Genomic DNA, 15,035 nt, shown 5'->3' on the forward strand with positions numbered 1-15,035 from the left:
TACTTCAAAGTGAGGCTGGGAATAGAACCCAAATGCAGCATCCTATCCAGAGTAATACCGTCATTAATATTTGCTTATCCTGAATAATTACATCTGTTGGTGACTCACCGCCTTTTAAAGTTTCGACAATATACCAATATCGAAACAAACCAAAAATAACCAATGGGATAGTGATTACTAACTTTGGTTGTATTGCCATAACATACAGGCTATAAAAGACGATAGCCGTAACAGCCGACATTTCTGCAAAACGATCTATCAAAGCCACTGAATAATGTGCAAGAACTCCTCGACTTCGCGCACCACTTTGTAGTAGCTCTTGTCGTCTCTTAATCGAAGCCAAGTATAGTGAAATACTCAAAGTAGTGATAAACATCCAGTGAGAGACAGGCACTGCTAGAGCTACTGCACCAGCATATACCCTCAGTACAAAACCAAATGCCACAATAAAGATTTCGATAACAGGTTCGTTTTTCAATTTAAACGTATATGCCCAATTTAAAGCTAAATAAATTAAAATCACATAGATAACATTTGGAATGATTAACCAAAAACTCATCAGGATGATATACAGCAACCCTAATAAGATGATTGCACTTCTAGGGCTGACTTGACCTGATGCTAGTGGGCGTTTTTTAGATTTTTCAGGATGGATACGATCTTTTTCTATATCTTTTAAATCATTTACAATATAGACGGCTGATGCAGAGATACAAAACAAACATGCGGTTAATAAAGTAGAAAATATTGCGTCTGGGTGTAAAAATTCCCCAGCAAAAATTAAGGGCGCAAAAACAAAACTGTTCTTCACCCATTGCTTTGGTCGGACTAACTTAATCAGTCCTCGCATTTCCCCTAGAAATGTCCGTTTCTGTGCGATATCATCCATTTAACTTACAACGCTATAAAAATTCAAATGATTGATTCGTTTAAACTTGCAGTGCTCTATACGGCATCTGCTATAGTTGCTACGTTATGCAACATTTTAGCACAAGATATTTGTATTTATTTGTATTCTGGCGATTTTTCAATCTTTATTTCAGTACTCATTGGTACTGGTTTTGGTCTTGTGATCAAATATATCCTAGATAAAAAATATATTTTTCAATATAGAACAGAAAATGCAGGACACAACCGACAAGTCTTTTTCTTGTATACCGTTATGGGTGTTATCACCACAATAATCTTTTGGGGATTTGAATTTGGATTTCAGTATATTTTTGAAACCAAAGAAATGCGCTATTTGGGAGGAGTACTTGGGCTGATGATTGGCTATGTATGCAAGTATTCTTTAGACAAACGATATGTATTTCGAGCGGTTTGAGGATATATGACTACAATCCAAACATGGGGGCGACTTTCTAATACAGAGCATGATGTCATTAGCTTTCAAACCCCAAATCAAGTTATCCAACAACTTCAACAGTATCTTCCTGGTGTAGCTTACGGCATGGGGCGTAGTTATGGTGATGTTGCATTAAATACACAAGGTCATCTATGGCAAACAACCACTTTAAACCATTTAATATCATTTAATTTTGCAACAGGTATTTTACATTGTGAAGCTGGTGCAACTTTACAAGATATTCATCGTACACTTGTTCCGCAGGGATGGATGTTAGCAGTAACACCTGGCACCCAGATGATCACGGTAGGTGGTGCAATCAGTAACGATGTACATGGAAAAAATCATCATGCTTCAGGTTCTTTTGGTGATCATCTTCTGTCAATAAAATTGTTACGCACAGATGGTGAAATCATTGAATGTTCTCGCCAAGAAAAATCGGAGTGGTTCTATGCCACGTTGGGGGGAATAGGTTTAACAGGATTCATCTTAGAAGCAAAATTACAATTACGACCTATTGATGGACCATGGATAGAGTCAGAAACCATTCCCTATTATAGTTTGCAAGAATTTTTTGCTTTAGCCGATGCTTCAGAAGCAGATTGGGAACATACGGTTTCGTGGATTGATTGTGCGAATAGTTCATCGACTAAAGGACTTTTTATTCGTGGTAACTTGGCTCAAGTACAATACAAACCAAATCCTAAATTCAAAGATAAAAATTTTCCCTTTACTCCTCCTATATCCTTAATCAATAAAATAACTCTACCAGTATTTAACTTTGCTTATTTTCATGGTAACACCCTAAAAAACTCTCATCGAACTATACACTATGAACCTTTTTTCTATCCTTTAGATACGATACATGATTGGAATAAAATGTATGGGCCTCGTGGGTTTTATCAATACCAAAGTGTTATACCACGTGATGTAAGCCTAGAAGCTACTCATGAAATGCTCAAAATGATTAAAAAATCAGGTGATGGGTCATTCTTAGCAGTATTGAAGACTTTTGGAGACCGTGAGTCTGGAGGATTATTAAGTTTCCCTCGGTCTGGAGTCACTCTGGCTTTAGATTTTCCTAATCGGGGTGAAAAAACATTAAAATTATTCAATGAATTGGATCACATTGTCTCTGAAGCGAAAGGACGACTGTATTTAGCCAAAGATGCCCGTATGCCTAAAACGTTGTTTGAAGCAGCATATCCTCGTATTCAAGAGTTTTTAAAATATCGAGACCCTAATATTAGTTCTAATATGTCACGTCGTTTATTAGGTATATAAGAATGGAAAAGAAATTAAGAATTCTCATTGTGGGTGGAACGTCTACGATTGCTGAACACTGTGCAAGGGTTTGGTTACAGCGGCCATGTGAGCTGATTTTATTAGGACGTGATGCTGAAAAATTACAACGTGTAAAAAATGATCTTCAAGTTCGCCAACCCAATGCAGATATTGAAATACAATTGGTGGGCTTCTTAGATGCTCAAGCAATTCAGACTTGCATTCAAACCTTAAATCAGCAAGCAGCTATAGATATTGCATTGATTGCACATGGTAATTTACCTAACCAAGAGCAGTGCCAAACTAATCTTGATTTATGTAAAGAAGCTATTGAAATAAATGCGATTTCACCTGTTTTATTTGTTGAAGTAATTATTCAAGGCATGATTGAGCACAATCATGGAAAACTCGCTGTCATTGGTTCTGTTGCAGGGGATCGTGGTCGTAAATCTAACTATGTATATGGTGCAGCAAAAGCACTTCTTGAAACTTATTTACAGGGTTTACAACATCGTTTAGCTTTAATTGACTCTAAGGTCACTATAACCCTCATTAAACCAGGACCGACAGCAACGCCTATGACAGCAGGAGTTACAGGCAAAGGTAAATTTGCATCCCCTGAGCGTGTTGCTCAGGATATTATTCATGCAATAAACACAGGAAAATCTGTTATTTATACACCTAAAAAGTGGGTAATCATTATGATGATTATTCGGAATTTACCTTTTTTTCTTTTTAAAAAAATGGATGTATAGATCAATCGTAGATCTACGTCCTTGGAAATAAGTTTCATCTCTTTACCTAAGAAAAATAAGTTTGAGAGAGCTTCGATGTATAATTCATCAAAGCTCTTTAACTTTATTTGAATATGCAAATTTTATGTTTTGTCATCGCCGCACTATTATTTGGTTTTGCCATACTATCCCCCTTTCATACATATCCATGGGTAACCTTCTCAAGTGAGCTTGCAAGTTTTGGCGCTGCACTTGCTATAATGACTTTGTTTCTAACAAAAGAAATTAAGATTCCACGCCCGCAAATATTGATGTTGGGTGTTGTTTTATTGCCGCTACTTCAGTTTTGTTTTGGATTAATACTAGATTTTAGTGTCGCCTTTCTAAGTTTTGCCTATCTTTTTACATTTTGGCTCATGATGTTATGTGGATATAACTTATCTCTACAGGCTGAAAATCGTGAAAAGCTTATGATTGGCTTTAGCTTAATTGTTTTAATTGCTGGATTGTTAAGTAGCTTTATAGCAATAGTTCAATGGTTAAATCTAGAATCCTATCTTTATGGAATCATGGGATTAAGGGGGAATCGCCCTTACGCTAATTTTGGACAACCTAATAATTTATCAACATTCTTGGTGATGGGATTGATGGGGGGACTTTATCTATATGAAAAAAGAAAAGCATCCCTATGGATTCTTATTCCTTCTTCTCTAATCCTACTGTTTACAATTGTCTTGACTCAATCAAGAACAGCGTGGATTGTTTGTATATTTTTCTTTTTTTATTGGATTTATAAGCAACATAAAAATAATCCGCGATTCAACTTTCCGAAATTGCTTTTATGGACTTCATTGTATTTTGTGATAGCGGGCTATTTACTGCCATTTCTAACGCAGTTTATGAGTTCTCATTTGGATACGGGAGTGACCCATACAGCTTCTATTGTTCAAAGAGCAGGTTCAGGGCATGAAAGGTTAGGCATGTGGATGCAAATTCTGCATGCAATTGCAGAGCGTCCCTTGTTTGGTTATGGCTGGAATCAAACAAGTATCGCTGTAGTCGAGAGTATTGAGTTTAATACTGTTCAAGTTTGGTTTAATAGCGCTCACAACATTATTCTTGATCTTTTAGTTTGGAATGGTGTACCGCTCGGCGTTTTGATTATTGGATATTTATCTCTATGGTTGTTATGGTTGAACAAGACGGCAAAAGATAGCACATCAATTATCGCGATTTTGATGGTATGTGCGATCTTGATTCATGCTATGTTGGAGTTCCCACAGCGTTATGCATATTTTTTGTTGCCAATGGGTTTCTTGCTGGGGCTGATTCAAGCACAAACACCGCAATTAAAGGGTATCACCATTCAAAAAAATGTCGTGCGTTGTGTATGGTTGATCAGTGTCATTGTTCTTTTATTGATCTGGCGGGATTACAAACTGTTTCAGGATAACAGTCGCCTTATCTTTAAAGGTAAACAACCTACCGAAGAAATATTGGGTAGCTCAAGAATTTTATTATTAACGCAATTTCAGAAGCGTTTAGATTGGATAGCTTTAGATCCTAAAACAAGGTTTTCTGAAGCGCAGTTAAGTGAATTTGCTGAGATGGTTAAGAATAAGGCAACACCGTATAACTTGAAGAAGTTTGCTCAAGTATTAGTCTACAATCAGAAAAATGAGGAAGCTGAAAAATACCTTTACGTACTCAATCGTTTGTATAAAAAAGATATGAGTCTGACTGAAATTATTGAGTTAAATCAATAGTCTAAACGATAAAAAGAGCGACATTAAGTCGCTCTTTTTTGTATGTTTTAAAGTTGGCTTTGAATATAGTTTTCAATGCCAACATTTTCAATAAGATCTAATTGTGTATCTAACCAATCCCAGTATTCTTCTTCTTTCTCTAGAATTTCTTGAACTAAATCACGTGTTACATAGTCTTGTTGCGTTTCTGATAGCTCTACAGCTTGCTTGAGTGCTTCAATATTTTCTTTAACTTTGCGAATGTCGCAATTTAGTACTTCTTCTGTGTGCTGTCCGATATAAAGTTTGCCTAAGTGCTGCAGATTAGGTAAACCTTCAAGAAACAAGATGCGTTCAATAATCTTATCTGCATGTTTCATTTGGCGAATAGATTCTTTGTATTCAGCTGAACCTAATTTTTCAATACCCCAATCATTGAACATACGAGAGTGTAAAAAATATTGATTGATCGCGGTTAAATGGTGATAAAGCACCTGATTCAATTGATTAATGACTTCACGATTGCCTTTCATTGCACTTACTCCGTAAACATCCAGTAATGCCCTAATCGCTAAGGCAACTTAAATTATATTAATCAACAAATGGATTTGGCGCGAGTAATTTATTGAACGGCAAATGAAAATCACAATCAAAAGCAGAAGATGTGAGTCTCATTTGCATAGAGAAGGTTAAAGAAAGAGTTAATTTTAATAGTGGTAGTTAAAGCAGGGTTATTATTAAAATATTTGAAAGGAGTTATGCAGCGACAGAAATACGTGCTGCAATTTCAGCGAGTTCTTCATTAATAATTGAACGAGCCTCAGGGACGCAGCGACCACAACAAGTGCCTAAGTCGAGTAAATCACGAATTTCACGATAGCTTTCCGCGCCATTTGCAACGGCATCTTTGATATCTTGGTCTGTGATTCCGCGGCATAAACAAACATACATGGGAGTGATCCACAAATATTAATGCGATAATTGATATTATTGATAATTATTATCGTTTGTCAATGAATTTCATTCTAATAGTGAATATATTCTTATTGAGAATTTGAATAAAAAAAGATCATTTGAGAGGAAATCCGAGTTATACACGGCATTCCTCTCGAGATTGATGACCAATTAAAAATGTAATTTATTAATTAAGTATTTAATTTTATAGATTATTGGTTAATAATAACGATGCCATCCATTTCAACCAATGCACCTTTGGGAAGGCTAGCAACCCCTAATGCTGCTCGAGCAGGGTAAGGTTGTGCAAAGTATTCGCCCATGATTTGATTCACAAGTTGAAAATGAGATAAATCTGTAAGGAAGATATTGAGTTTTGCGATATCCGCTAAGCTTCCACCCGCTGCAGCACATACAGCTTTTAGGTTGTCAAATACTCTACGAATTTGAGCTTCGATTCCATCCACAAGTTCCATACTATAAGGGTCTAAGCCAATTTGGCCTGAAAGGTAAAGCGTATTACCGACTAAAATTGCTTGAGAATACGTTCCGATCGCAGCTGGCGCATGTTCAGTATGAATTACTTGACGTGACATTAAGCTCTCCTATGTCGTTTTTATCATAAAACAATGTGACTTTAACACAAAAGATCGCCCACGAAACTGCCTACGACTGCGGAGTCGCAGTCGATTATTGTCATGATTTATATCTGCTAGTGAGGATAAGTGTTAGATTTTATACTTTGGCAATTTCAGTTTGCACAATTGGCATATTGAGGCGTTCTATTCGTGGGAATCCAAAATGCATGCGTAAATCACGGATAATTTGCGCGATCTGATTACGGTTACTGACGACTATATTGACGTAAGTTTTATGATCTTGTGATTCGACCATTTCTACGCCAATTTTAGCTTTTCGGCACTGGTAGATCAGATCAGAAATTTGTTCATCATTCATCATCATATGAATGCATAGATAGGCACTAAAGCGGACATCATCAACTTCTTCAGCTTGCCAATGTAAGGGCATAATATTTTCAGGATGAAGATGCTGTTCATGTAGTAAATTACGACACCGTGAGCGGTGAACGATTAATCCTCTTCGAGATAAATGACCTTGAATTGGATCGCCGAGAACAGGGTTACAACAATGTGCATATTTGACATCGACACCTTCTGTGCCAGAAATCAAACGGTCTGATGTCGCTTGATGCTGTGTCTGATGATCTTGTGCAAACAAATGGTTAGCAACAAGCTGAGGTAATAAGTCACCCACCGCAATTTGCTCAAACAAAGTATCTTTGCTACTTATATGGCGCCATTCAAGTACATTAATCCAATCTGTTTGAGAAAGGTCGTCAATTGAACGATGGAAGAGTTTTAATGCACGATTAAGCGCTTGCTGACCAACAAGACGTTGTTCATCGATGTCTTGCTCACGTAGCATGTTCTGTAGAGCACGTCGAGCTTTTTGCGTATTAATGAAACTCAGCCAATCTGGGTTTGGGGTGGCGAGGACATCAGTAATAATTTCAACAACCTCTCCGCTATGTAAAGGTGTTGATAGAGGGCGAATTTCACCATCAACCTTTGCACCAACAGCATGATTACCTAAAAATAAGCTGGCAGAATAGGCAAAATCTACAACAGTTGCGCCCTGTGGTAGTTCATGTAACTGTCCGTGAGGTGTGTAGACCCAAATTTTTTCTTGATGCAAATAATCCAGTAAATCACTAAAAGTGGTTTTTGCACACCCGCCATCAATGAGGGTATTCAAGTTTTGCATAGATGCTTGAATGGCTGAACGACAAGCTTGAGGCGCGTTCTCACCTAAAACCACACCAAATCGAGCGGCTTTACGCATAAGTTCGGTTTGTATGGTGAGCGAAAGTGTTGTTTTTTCACCTTTTAATTTGATCATTAACGATTGGTTGCCACCTGGGAGTGGGCGTCGGATATGATCTTTGTATTGTAAAACTTGAAAGTTCTCTTTGAGTGCATCGACTAAGCGATCACAATCAGCAATGCTGTTTAAAATAATTTCAAAGGCATGGCTGTGGCTTAATTCATTTAAGTCTATTTCATTTTTTACAAAATGGCGTAGCAATTCAATGTTATTGTTTTTCTTTTTAATACGACCTTTTAAGTCGTATGTTTTTAATAAATCAGTTAGTTTTTGTTCCCATACTGTTTGATATTCACAGCGTTTTGGTTTTGTTGCAAGTAGGGCTGCTTGTACATCGTTAAACATATCAAGATCAAGATTTTGATAACAGAGATGTTCCAAGTTATCAGCCATCTCATTCATACCAACCAAACGTGCCATCGGTACGAAAATATCAAAAGTTTCTTGTGCAATACGTGCTCTTTTATCTGGGCGTAAAGCATCCAAGGTCGTCATATTGTGATAACGATCGGCTAATTTAATAATAATGACACGAGGATCTTGTAAGGTTGCTTGCAGAATTTTCCGGAAAGAAGCGGCTTTATTATATTCTTTATCACTGGAGTGGCTTAATTTTGTTACACCATCGACTAATTCAGCGACGACTATTCCAAATTTTTGTCCGATTTCATCTTTGGTAAATTCTGTATCTTCAATAACGTCATGTAATAAGGCTGCCATCAATGTATCGGCATCCAAGCGCATGTGAGCAAGTATGCAACTTACTGCTATAGGATGCAGTACATAAGGTTCACCACTTTTTCGAGTGATACCACTATGCGCTAAATCGGCAAAATCACAGGCAGCAAGCACACACTGAATTTCACTATCTTTGAGATAGGCTTCAATGATGACTTTGAGTTGTTGCTTGGCTTGGCTGACCTCTTCGCCTGGCATAAAAAACACCTATATAACTTAAATTTCGATATTGAATTGCTTAGCTTCTAATGAAAAGCATATTGATAAACTTGTCAATTTGTTCATTGGAAAAAATATGAATTTTTTTCAATTAAAGCCATTGCTTTTATCAATTTGAACCCAAATTTTCAATAAACAAAAAAGCCCAGTGTCTTCACATTGGGCTTCTTTGTGCGAGCAGATTTACTTAAAATGTAAATCCTTCTAAATTCAAAGAATTTGTAGACAATACCATATCAAGGTTTGATGTTTGGTAGTCTTGTTCGCGTTGTTTTAAGATGTCTTTTGTTACATGACCAATCGCAATTTCACGTAATGCAACGACTGTTGGCTTGTCATTATCCCACTCAACAGTTGGTTCCATGCCTTGACGTGCCAATTGACGTGCACGTTTACTCGCTACCAGTACCAACTCGAAGCGGTTATCTACATGGTCTAAACAATCTTCAACGGTTACACGTGCCATAAGTTGTCTCGTTTGAACATTACACTTGAAAAGACTAAATAGTATAAAAGGCTTTTGCTCAAGACTCAAGTTATTCGCGATTGAGTGTAATTAAGTTTTCAATCAATTTTTGATGACGACTGCTTTGTTGCAAAGTAACTAAACGATTTGCCGTAATAATTGCTTCGAGATCATGCACAGCTTTGTTGAAATCATCATTGATAATGACATAGTCAAAACTAGCGAAATGGCGCATATCTTCAACTGCACAACTGAGGCGATGTTCGATCACATCGACTGAATCCGTACCACGGTTTGAAAGGCGCTGTCTTAGGTCATATTGGGTTGGAGGGAGAATAAAAATTTGTTTTGATTCAGGGAAAAGGCGACGAACTTGTTCAGCACCTTGCCAGTCAATTTCGAGTAAAACATCATGACCTTGTTGTAATTGTTCTTTTACTTTTGCTTGAGATGTGCCGTAATAATTACCAAATACTTCAGCATATTCAATAAAACCACCTTGTTCTACTTGCGCTAAAAATGTTTCAGTATCAGTAAAATGATAGTGAACACCATCAAGTTCACCAGGGCGCTGTCCGCGTGTAGTATGTGAGACAGAAACGTGTAGATTGCTGACTCGATCGAGTAGGGCTTTTACAAGAGATGTTTTGCCTGTTCCTGATGCCGCAGAAACGACAAACAATAGACCCGACATGATATTTTTCCTGATATGATAAAATATCTTGGCTATTGTAGTGTAGCGTGCCGCTAAACGAAATAGCTTGGCATAAATATTCAAATGATGAGAGAGGTTGTTATGGAAATCGTGTTGGCCAATCCAAGAGGTTTTTGTGCTGGTGTTGACCGTGCTATAGCGATCGTCAATCGTGCATTAGAATGTTTCAATCCACCGATCTATGTACGACATGAGGTCGTTCACAATAAATTTGTAGTCGATGATTTACGTCAAAGAGGTGCAGTGTTTGTTGATGAGCTGGACCAAGTTCCTGATGATTCAATTGTAATCTTTAGCGCTCATGGCGTATCAAAAGCCGTACAACAAGAAGCAGAACGTCGCGGTCTAAAAGTATTTGATGCTACTTGCCCGTTGGTGACCAAAGTTCATATTGAAGTCACTAAATATGCTCGTGAAGGCACAGAAGCTATTTTAATAGGGCATGAAGGACACCCCGAAGTCGAAGGCACGATGGGTCAATATGATAAATCTAAAGGTGGAGAGATTTATCTCGTTGAAGATGAAGATGATGTGGAAGCGTTAGTTGTAAAACACCCTGAAAATGTTGCATTTGTAACTCAAACAACACTTTCAATCGACGATACAGCGAAAGTGATTGATGCCCTAAGAAAAAAATATCCGATGATCATGGGACCGCGTAAGGATGATATCTGTTATGCAACTCAAAATCGCCAAGATGCGGTTCGTGATTTAGCAGCCCAATGTGATGTCGTTTTAGTTGTCGGTTCTCCAAATTCTTCTAATTCAAATCGTTTAAGAGAGTTGGCTGAGCGCATGGGGAAATCAGCTTACTTAGTGGATAATGCTGACCAACTCGAAAAGCAATGGTTTGAAGCTAAAACTAAGATTGGAGTGACGGCAGGTGCTTCGGCGCCAGAAATCTTAATTAAGCAAGTGATTCAGCGTTTACAAGATTGGGGTGCAACTCCACCAAAAGAGTTGCAAGGGAGAGAAGAAAATATCACATTTAGTCTACCAAAAGAGTTGCGTATAAAGGTTACACAGGCTTAAATAGCGAATTGATGCTTTGGGATTGAGCATGACAAAGTATATTTAATTGTCATACTCGGTATGAGTGAGTATTCATGCGCTATTGGTTGAGAATGGATATTCACTTTCGTGAGTATCATAAAAACGCAGTTTCCGCGCATGGAGTATGACTAAATCATTAAAAACGCCCTTATTGTAAAACGAGGGCGTTTGAATATGTATGCTAGTTATTGATAACTAATAGACGCAGGGGTGACGGATTTGACTGTGGTTGGAATAGAGTTGCCTGCAGCATCAGCATTTCCCAATACAACATCCATGTTCCCTTGCATTTGAGTAATAAAGTTACCTGTAACTACAATATTTCCTGAAATATTAATATCACCTGTACCTGTGATTTTGCCTGATGCCATACCTGTGCCGCCTGCTGCTTTGGAGCCAATGAGGTTTCCATAAAAATTGACAGTGGTATTATTTGCGGCATCCATGGCAAATCCAGTGTCGGTCGAAAAGAGGATATTCGATAAACTGGCAGGGTGGGTGCTTGTGTCTTTGATATAAGTCAGTTTATTTGTTTTAAAATACGCTAGTGATGTAATCAGGTTTCGATTGGCTAGACTATACGGTTCACAATATTGCGTTGGATAGTTGTCGGCTGGACAGACTTTTAATAAACGCGCTTTGATATTGGCATCGGTCACGTTGGTCAATAAGTAATGATTGCTTGCATAGGAGTTAAATACTGCTTTCTTGTCGATTAGGTCTGTTGTTACAGAACCTGTTGTAATGACTGAATTGACAAAATCGGCTGGTGTTTCACGCAAGCTTAAAATGACATTACCATCAAACCATACAATTCCCGCTAGGTTGGCAGCGGAACTATCAAAGGTCCATGTACCACCACTTAAAGTTACTCCACTTGTTGGGCACGTGATTGGAGTCTCTGTGGTAATATTTGTTCCACCAGAAGATAAATTATTTTTATAGCAGACAGCATTACCCGCTGCATTTTTGGTAAAAATCCAATTGGCAAAAGGGCGCATATCATTCGCACTAGGAATGTCAATATTGCCAGTAAAAGAGGTAACGTTAATACCACCTACGCTCAAGTCTACTGTTTTTCCTGCTGTATCTGTAACGATCCCTGCATTTGCCCCACCTGTTTGAATCCCAACGGTTTGCCCAGTAGCAGCTCTAAAGCTTGCACTCCCTCCGACCACTAAACCACCTGCAAAGACGGAACCCGTTGTAGTACTGGATGACACTGAAGAGGTGACTTTAAACAAAGCGCGTAATATCGCTTTGGCTCCACCACTTTCGCCTATAATATCAAAACAATAATTGCCAGTACCCGTTGGGCAACTTGCCGACTTTTTATAGTTAATGACTTGACCTGTGGTCGAGGTAACTGTGCCTGTTTCGGTTGCAGTTATTTTCGCCATATCCATATTTGAACTTTTCAAAAATTCAGTTAATGCTTGATAACCGATCATGGTCTGCATTTGAGCTTGTGTTTGGGCATGCGTGGTGACTGCACTCGATTGCATGGTTTTCATAGAAGCCATATAACCAATCGTTGCAACGGTTAGTGTCATACCCACCAACAAAATAAAGAGCAAAGATGTGATACCAGACTGTGGCTGTCCCCGATTGATTTTTTTATGAATACACTGGGTTTTCATGTTCATTCTCCTTACTGTTATGGGTTCAGTAGACAGGTGGTGTTGCGAATAGGTCTAGCAACGCTATCGCTACTTGCTGCATAGCTATACGCAGTCGCTTCAACAGTAAATTTACCGACAAGACCGCTAACGGCTGCATTTGAGTTAATAATGCCAAATGGCGTGCAGTTGGCTACATCACTTACTTTAAATTCAAACTCACCAATGCGGTTGGTGCTGTTTTTAATTGCCGTGTTTGCGCTTTTAATTGGCATTAATAACGTTTTGCTTGCCCCAGTGCTAGGGATGGTTGTTCCTGAACAGCTATAACTCGCATATAGATTTAAACCATTGGTTTCATTGGCGAGAGCTTGACAATTTGAACCTGTTTTCCAAACAAATATAGGACCTGCAGTGCCTTTTGCTACGAGCGTGCCATCGGTAGCTCGAACAGCAAAATTGGTATCATAGGCTAGAGGTGTGGCAGAGTCGTAACCAATGCTTTGCATTATTTTGTCAATGGAAATCAGTCCGAGCATTAGTGTACTGTCTGTGCCTGCACCTAAGCTCGATTCTGCGGTTAATTTCCCTGTGGTGATAAATACTCGTGACATCGCCAACACAATGATGATTGCTAAGGTCATCGCAATGAGCAGTTCAATCAGTGAAACACCCTTTTGAGAGAAGTTTAAAGTTTTCATATTTCGTCCTCCCTCATTTAATAAGGTTTAATGTCTGCTTTGATTGGAGCAAAAGTATCGCTCGTTTGAACTTTTAGGGCAGGGAATTTAACGTGTATTACGCCAGTCGCAGATGAAGCAACACCAGCACCACCACTACCATAGGCTGCCACGGTATAATTCCCTGTTGTGTAAGTACAATCTAAGTTAACGTTTGTGGTTGCAACGGTGATGGTTTTTGTACCTGCCGTGATGCATTGAGATGCTTCCAGTTGATTACGCATTTGGCTAATGGTGTGTAAGTGCACATTCTGATCACGATGAGTGACTGCGGTACGTGCAGCAATAAAAGCACTTCCTAGCCCAATAATTGCCATTAACAATACAGACATGAGCACTTCAATGAGGGTCACACCACGTTGCTTTGAAAACGGATGCTTATAATTTAGCTGTCGCATTTGTGCCTCCATTCGCTGAAATCGTATAGTCTGTGCACGTCGAGATATTTTGACCGTTATTGTTGAATTGCACGGTGGTGGCACAGCCAGTTGCCCCACTAAAGCTAATACTTGCTGTTGTAGGTATTTTTGTTTTCCAAATCACGACAGGCGTGGCTTTGGCATTTTCAATCTTTATTTCTTTGTTTGTATTGTCAACTACAAGGGTCGCCGCTGGGGTGGTTGCACCAATAACACCCTCAGGGTTTTGTAAAGCCTCATTACGCGCTTTGCTCAAAGCTTGAACTAAGGATTTTTCTGCATTATTGATATTGGTGTTCGCCACCCAAGCTTGCCCTAACGGGATAGCTTTGGTCGCCAATATACTCAAGATCACCACAGTAACGAGTAGTTCTATAAGTGATATGCCTGTTTGTTGTTTTACCATGACGTCATCCCGCCACATGCTGAGCCACCACTGATGGTGCGTGTATTGGCTTGATTAAGTGTTAATGTGCAGCCAGCATTTCGAGTCCCTGATTTTCCCGTCGCGGTTAAGGTATATGATTTTGTTGATGTTGTAACACTGACTGTATAGTCAAATGTATTATTAGAAGAAGGTTGCCAACCTGTTGCATAGGTTTGGGTCTGTGCAGTGGTGGTGGTTGGGTTTGTAGTCGGTGCGGTATAGCTTAATGTTCTTAAATAAAGATTCTCGACGGCAACGCTGAGAGACATGAGGTCAGTAGCTGCACTTTTTGCTTGTGACCTAGTAATATAGCTTGAATATAAAGGTAAAGCGATTGCTGCCAAAATAGCAATAATAGCAACTGAGACCATGAGTTCAAGCAAGGTAAATCCTGCGTTGTTGTACGCACGTGTTTGAGCCGAAATAGGGTTTTTTTTTGCTACGTTATGCAAAAAAAATATATTTGCCGATTGAATTTTTTTCATTTAATCAATGCCCATAATTATGAAAAGGTTTTGCTCTTTTATTGAGTGTAAATTAAGTACAAATTAAGTAAAACGATAAAACGACCAATGAGATGAATATAAAGATGAAAGGCAGGGAGAGCTATGTTGAATAAAAAAAAGAATTAGACTTCTTGCAAAAATAAATACACCCCCTATAGTTCTCCCT

At 38.6% G+C, this 15,035-nt stretch carries 17 protein-coding genes and 1 pseudogene; 5 read left to right on the forward strand and 13 right to left on the reverse strand.

What is annotated here, in order from left to right; genetic code table 11:
- Window positions 1-4 precede the first annotated feature (4 nt).
- On the reverse strand, window positions 5-889 hold the full coding sequence (locus IRT38_RS04580) for a decaprenyl-phosphate phosphoribosyltransferase (protein ID WP_194597047.1): 885 nt from the start codon (window positions 887-889) through the stop codon (window positions 5-7).
- 27 nt (window positions 890-916) lie between these two features.
- On the opposite strand from IRT38_RS04580, the gene IRT38_RS04585 reads away from it, so the two are divergent.
- The 4 genes from IRT38_RS04585 (at window position 917) to IRT38_RS04600 (ending at window position 5,129) form a co-directional block, all read left to right on the forward strand.
- Complete coding sequence (locus IRT38_RS04585) at window positions 917-1,324, forward strand: GtrA family protein (protein ID WP_194597048.1); 408 nt, start codon at window positions 917-919, stop codon at window positions 1,322-1,324.
- A gap of 6 nt (window positions 1,325-1,330) precedes the next feature.
- Window positions 1,331-2,629 carry an FAD-binding oxidoreductase gene (locus IRT38_RS04590; protein ID WP_194597049.1) on the forward strand — a complete coding sequence of 433 codons (1,299 nt, stop codon included), beginning with the start codon at window positions 1,331-1,333 and terminating at the stop codon, window positions 2,627-2,629.
- Window positions 2,630-2,631: 2 nt separating this feature from the next.
- The gene (locus tag IRT38_RS04595; RefSeq protein ID WP_194597050.1) at window positions 2,632-3,384 is read left to right on the forward strand and encodes an SDR family NAD(P)-dependent oxidoreductase; all 753 of its coding nucleotides are present in this window, start codon (window positions 2,632-2,634) and stop codon (window positions 3,382-3,384) included.
- A gap of 113 nt (window positions 3,385-3,497) precedes the next feature.
- Complete coding sequence (locus IRT38_RS04600; RefSeq protein WP_194597051.1) at window positions 3,498-5,129, forward strand: PglL family O-oligosaccharyltransferase; 1,632 nt, start codon at window positions 3,498-3,500, stop codon at window positions 5,127-5,129.
- A 47-nt stretch (window positions 5,130-5,176) separates the two neighbouring features.
- Here the strand turns inward: IRT38_RS04600 and bfr are convergent, their stop codons facing one another.
- From bfr to gmk, 6 genes are all read right to left on the reverse strand, one after another.
- On the reverse strand, window positions 5,177-5,641 hold the full coding sequence (bfr, locus tag IRT38_RS04605; RefSeq protein ID WP_004909585.1) for a bacterioferritin: 465 nt from the start codon (window positions 5,639-5,641) through the stop codon (window positions 5,177-5,179).
- Window positions 5,642-5,864: 223 nt separating this feature from the next.
- Window positions 5,865-6,059: a bacterioferritin-associated ferredoxin gene (locus IRT38_RS04610; protein WP_004909583.1), complete on the reverse strand. Its 195-nt coding sequence runs from the start codon at window positions 6,057-6,059 to the stop codon at window positions 5,865-5,867.
- A 215-nt stretch (window positions 6,060-6,274) separates the two neighbouring features.
- Window positions 6,275-6,658, reverse strand: coding sequence for a RidA family protein (locus IRT38_RS04615; protein ID WP_004909581.1), 384 nt, complete (start codon window positions 6,656-6,658; stop codon window positions 6,275-6,277).
- A 139-nt stretch (window positions 6,659-6,797) separates the two neighbouring features.
- Entirely contained in the window at window positions 6,798-8,903 is a 2,106-nt protein-coding gene (locus IRT38_RS04620) for a RelA/SpoT family protein (protein WP_194597052.1), read from the reverse strand.
- A gap of 208 nt (window positions 8,904-9,111) precedes the next feature.
- Complete coding sequence (gene rpoZ, locus IRT38_RS04625; RefSeq protein ID WP_004909577.1) at window positions 9,112-9,390, reverse strand: DNA-directed RNA polymerase subunit omega; 279 nt, start codon at window positions 9,388-9,390, stop codon at window positions 9,112-9,114.
- A 70-nt stretch (window positions 9,391-9,460) separates the two neighbouring features.
- Window positions 9,461-10,084, reverse strand: a complete 624-nt coding sequence (gmk, locus tag IRT38_RS04630) for a guanylate kinase (protein ID WP_099947996.1) — start codon at window positions 10,082-10,084, stop codon at window positions 9,461-9,463.
- A gap of 102 nt (window positions 10,085-10,186) precedes the next feature.
- Between gmk and ispH the strand changes: the two genes are divergently transcribed.
- Window positions 10,187-11,137 (forward strand): 4-hydroxy-3-methylbut-2-enyl diphosphate reductase, encoded by a 951-nt coding sequence (gene ispH, locus IRT38_RS04635; RefSeq protein WP_194597053.1) that lies wholly within the window; start codon window positions 10,187-10,189, stop codon window positions 11,135-11,137.
- 206 nt (window positions 11,138-11,343) lie between these two features.
- On the opposite strand, the gene IRT38_RS04640 is transcribed toward ispH, so the two are convergent.
- From IRT38_RS04640 to IRT38_RS17690, 6 genes and pseudogenes are all read right to left on the reverse strand, one after another.
- Window positions 11,344-12,798, reverse strand: a complete 1,455-nt coding sequence (locus IRT38_RS04640; protein WP_194597054.1) for a hypothetical protein — start codon at window positions 12,796-12,798, stop codon at window positions 11,344-11,346.
- A gap of 17 nt (window positions 12,799-12,815) precedes the next feature.
- Entirely contained in the window at window positions 12,816-13,478 is a 663-nt protein-coding gene (locus IRT38_RS04645; protein WP_194597055.1) for a PilW family protein, read from the reverse strand.
- Window positions 13,479-13,495: 17 nt separating this feature from the next.
- On the reverse strand, window positions 13,496-13,915 hold the full coding sequence (locus tag IRT38_RS04650; protein WP_194597056.1) for a type II secretion system protein J: 420 nt from the start codon (window positions 13,913-13,915) through the stop codon (window positions 13,496-13,498).
- Window positions 13,896-14,342, reverse strand: a complete 447-nt coding sequence (locus IRT38_RS04655; protein WP_194597057.1) for a Tfp pilus assembly protein FimT/FimU — start codon at window positions 14,340-14,342, stop codon at window positions 13,896-13,898. The genes IRT38_RS04650 and IRT38_RS04655 overlap by 20 nt, the downstream gene beginning before the upstream one ends.
- Complete coding sequence (locus IRT38_RS17685; protein WP_409514087.1) at window positions 14,336-14,632, reverse strand: hypothetical protein; 297 nt, start codon at window positions 14,630-14,632, stop codon at window positions 14,336-14,338. Before IRT38_RS17685 ends, IRT38_RS04655 begins: the two co-directional genes overlap by 7 nt.
- Before the next feature lie 44 nt (window positions 14,633-14,676).
- Window positions 14,677-14,734: pseudogene (locus IRT38_RS17690) on the reverse strand (hypothetical protein); the annotation flags it as partial.
- Between the last annotated feature and the right edge of the window lie 301 nt (window positions 14,735-15,035).

Source organism: Acinetobacter sp. SK-43, assembly GCF_015351505.1.
GTDB lineage: Bacteria > Pseudomonadota > Gammaproteobacteria > Pseudomonadales > Moraxellaceae > Acinetobacter > Acinetobacter junii.

Coding starts and splice junctions, on each gene's coding strand:
- IRT38_RS04580 (WP_194597047.1), bottom strand. CDS start 889: ATGGATGATATCGCACAGAAACGGACATTTCTAGGGGAAATGCGAGGA.
- IRT38_RS04585 (WP_194597048.1), top strand. CDS start 917: ATGATTGATTCGTTTAAACTTGCAGTGCTCTATACGGCATCTGCTATA.
- IRT38_RS04590 (WP_194597049.1), top strand. CDS start 1,331: ATGACTACAATCCAAACATGGGGGCGACTTTCTAATACAGAGCATGAT.
- IRT38_RS04595 (WP_194597050.1), top strand. CDS start 2,632: ATGGAAAAGAAATTAAGAATTCTCATTGTGGGTGGAACGTCTACGATT.
- IRT38_RS04600 (WP_194597051.1), top strand. CDS start 3,498: ATGCAAATTTTATGTTTTGTCATCGCCGCACTATTATTTGGTTTTGCC.
- bfr (WP_004909585.1), bottom strand. CDS start 5,641: ATGAAAGGCAATCGTGAAGTCATTAATCAATTGAATCAGGTGCTTTAT.
- IRT38_RS04610 (WP_004909583.1), bottom strand. CDS start 6,059: ATGTATGTTTGTTTATGCCGCGGAATCACAGACCAAGATATCAAAGAT.
- IRT38_RS04615 (WP_004909581.1), bottom strand. CDS start 6,658: ATGTCACGTCAAGTAATTCATACTGAACATGCGCCAGCTGCGATCGGA.
- IRT38_RS04620 (WP_194597052.1), bottom strand. CDS start 8,903: ATGCCAGGCGAAGAGGTCAGCCAAGCCAAGCAACAACTCAAAGTCATC.
- rpoZ (WP_004909577.1), bottom strand. CDS start 9,390: ATGGCACGTGTAACCGTTGAAGATTGTTTAGACCATGTAGATAACCGC.
- gmk (WP_099947996.1), bottom strand. CDS start 10,084: ATGTCGGGTCTATTGTTTGTCGTTTCTGCGGCATCAGGAACAGGCAAA.
- ispH (WP_194597053.1), top strand. CDS start 10,187: ATGGAAATCGTGTTGGCCAATCCAAGAGGTTTTTGTGCTGGTGTTGAC.
- IRT38_RS04640 (WP_194597054.1), bottom strand. CDS start 12,798: ATGAAAACCCAGTGTATTCATAAAAAAATCAATCGGGGACAGCCACAG.
- IRT38_RS04645 (WP_194597055.1), bottom strand. CDS start 13,478: ATGAAAACTTTAAACTTCTCTCAAAAGGGTGTTTCACTGATTGAACTG.
- IRT38_RS04650 (WP_194597056.1), bottom strand. CDS start 13,915: ATGCGACAGCTAAATTATAAGCATCCGTTTTCAAAGCAACGTGGTGTG.
- IRT38_RS04655 (WP_194597057.1), bottom strand. CDS start 14,342: ATGGTAAAACAACAAACAGGCATATCACTTATAGAACTACTCGTTACT.
- IRT38_RS17685 (WP_409514087.1), bottom strand. CDS start 14,632: ATGTCTCTCAGCGTTGCCGTCGAGAATCTTTATTTAAGAACATTAAGC.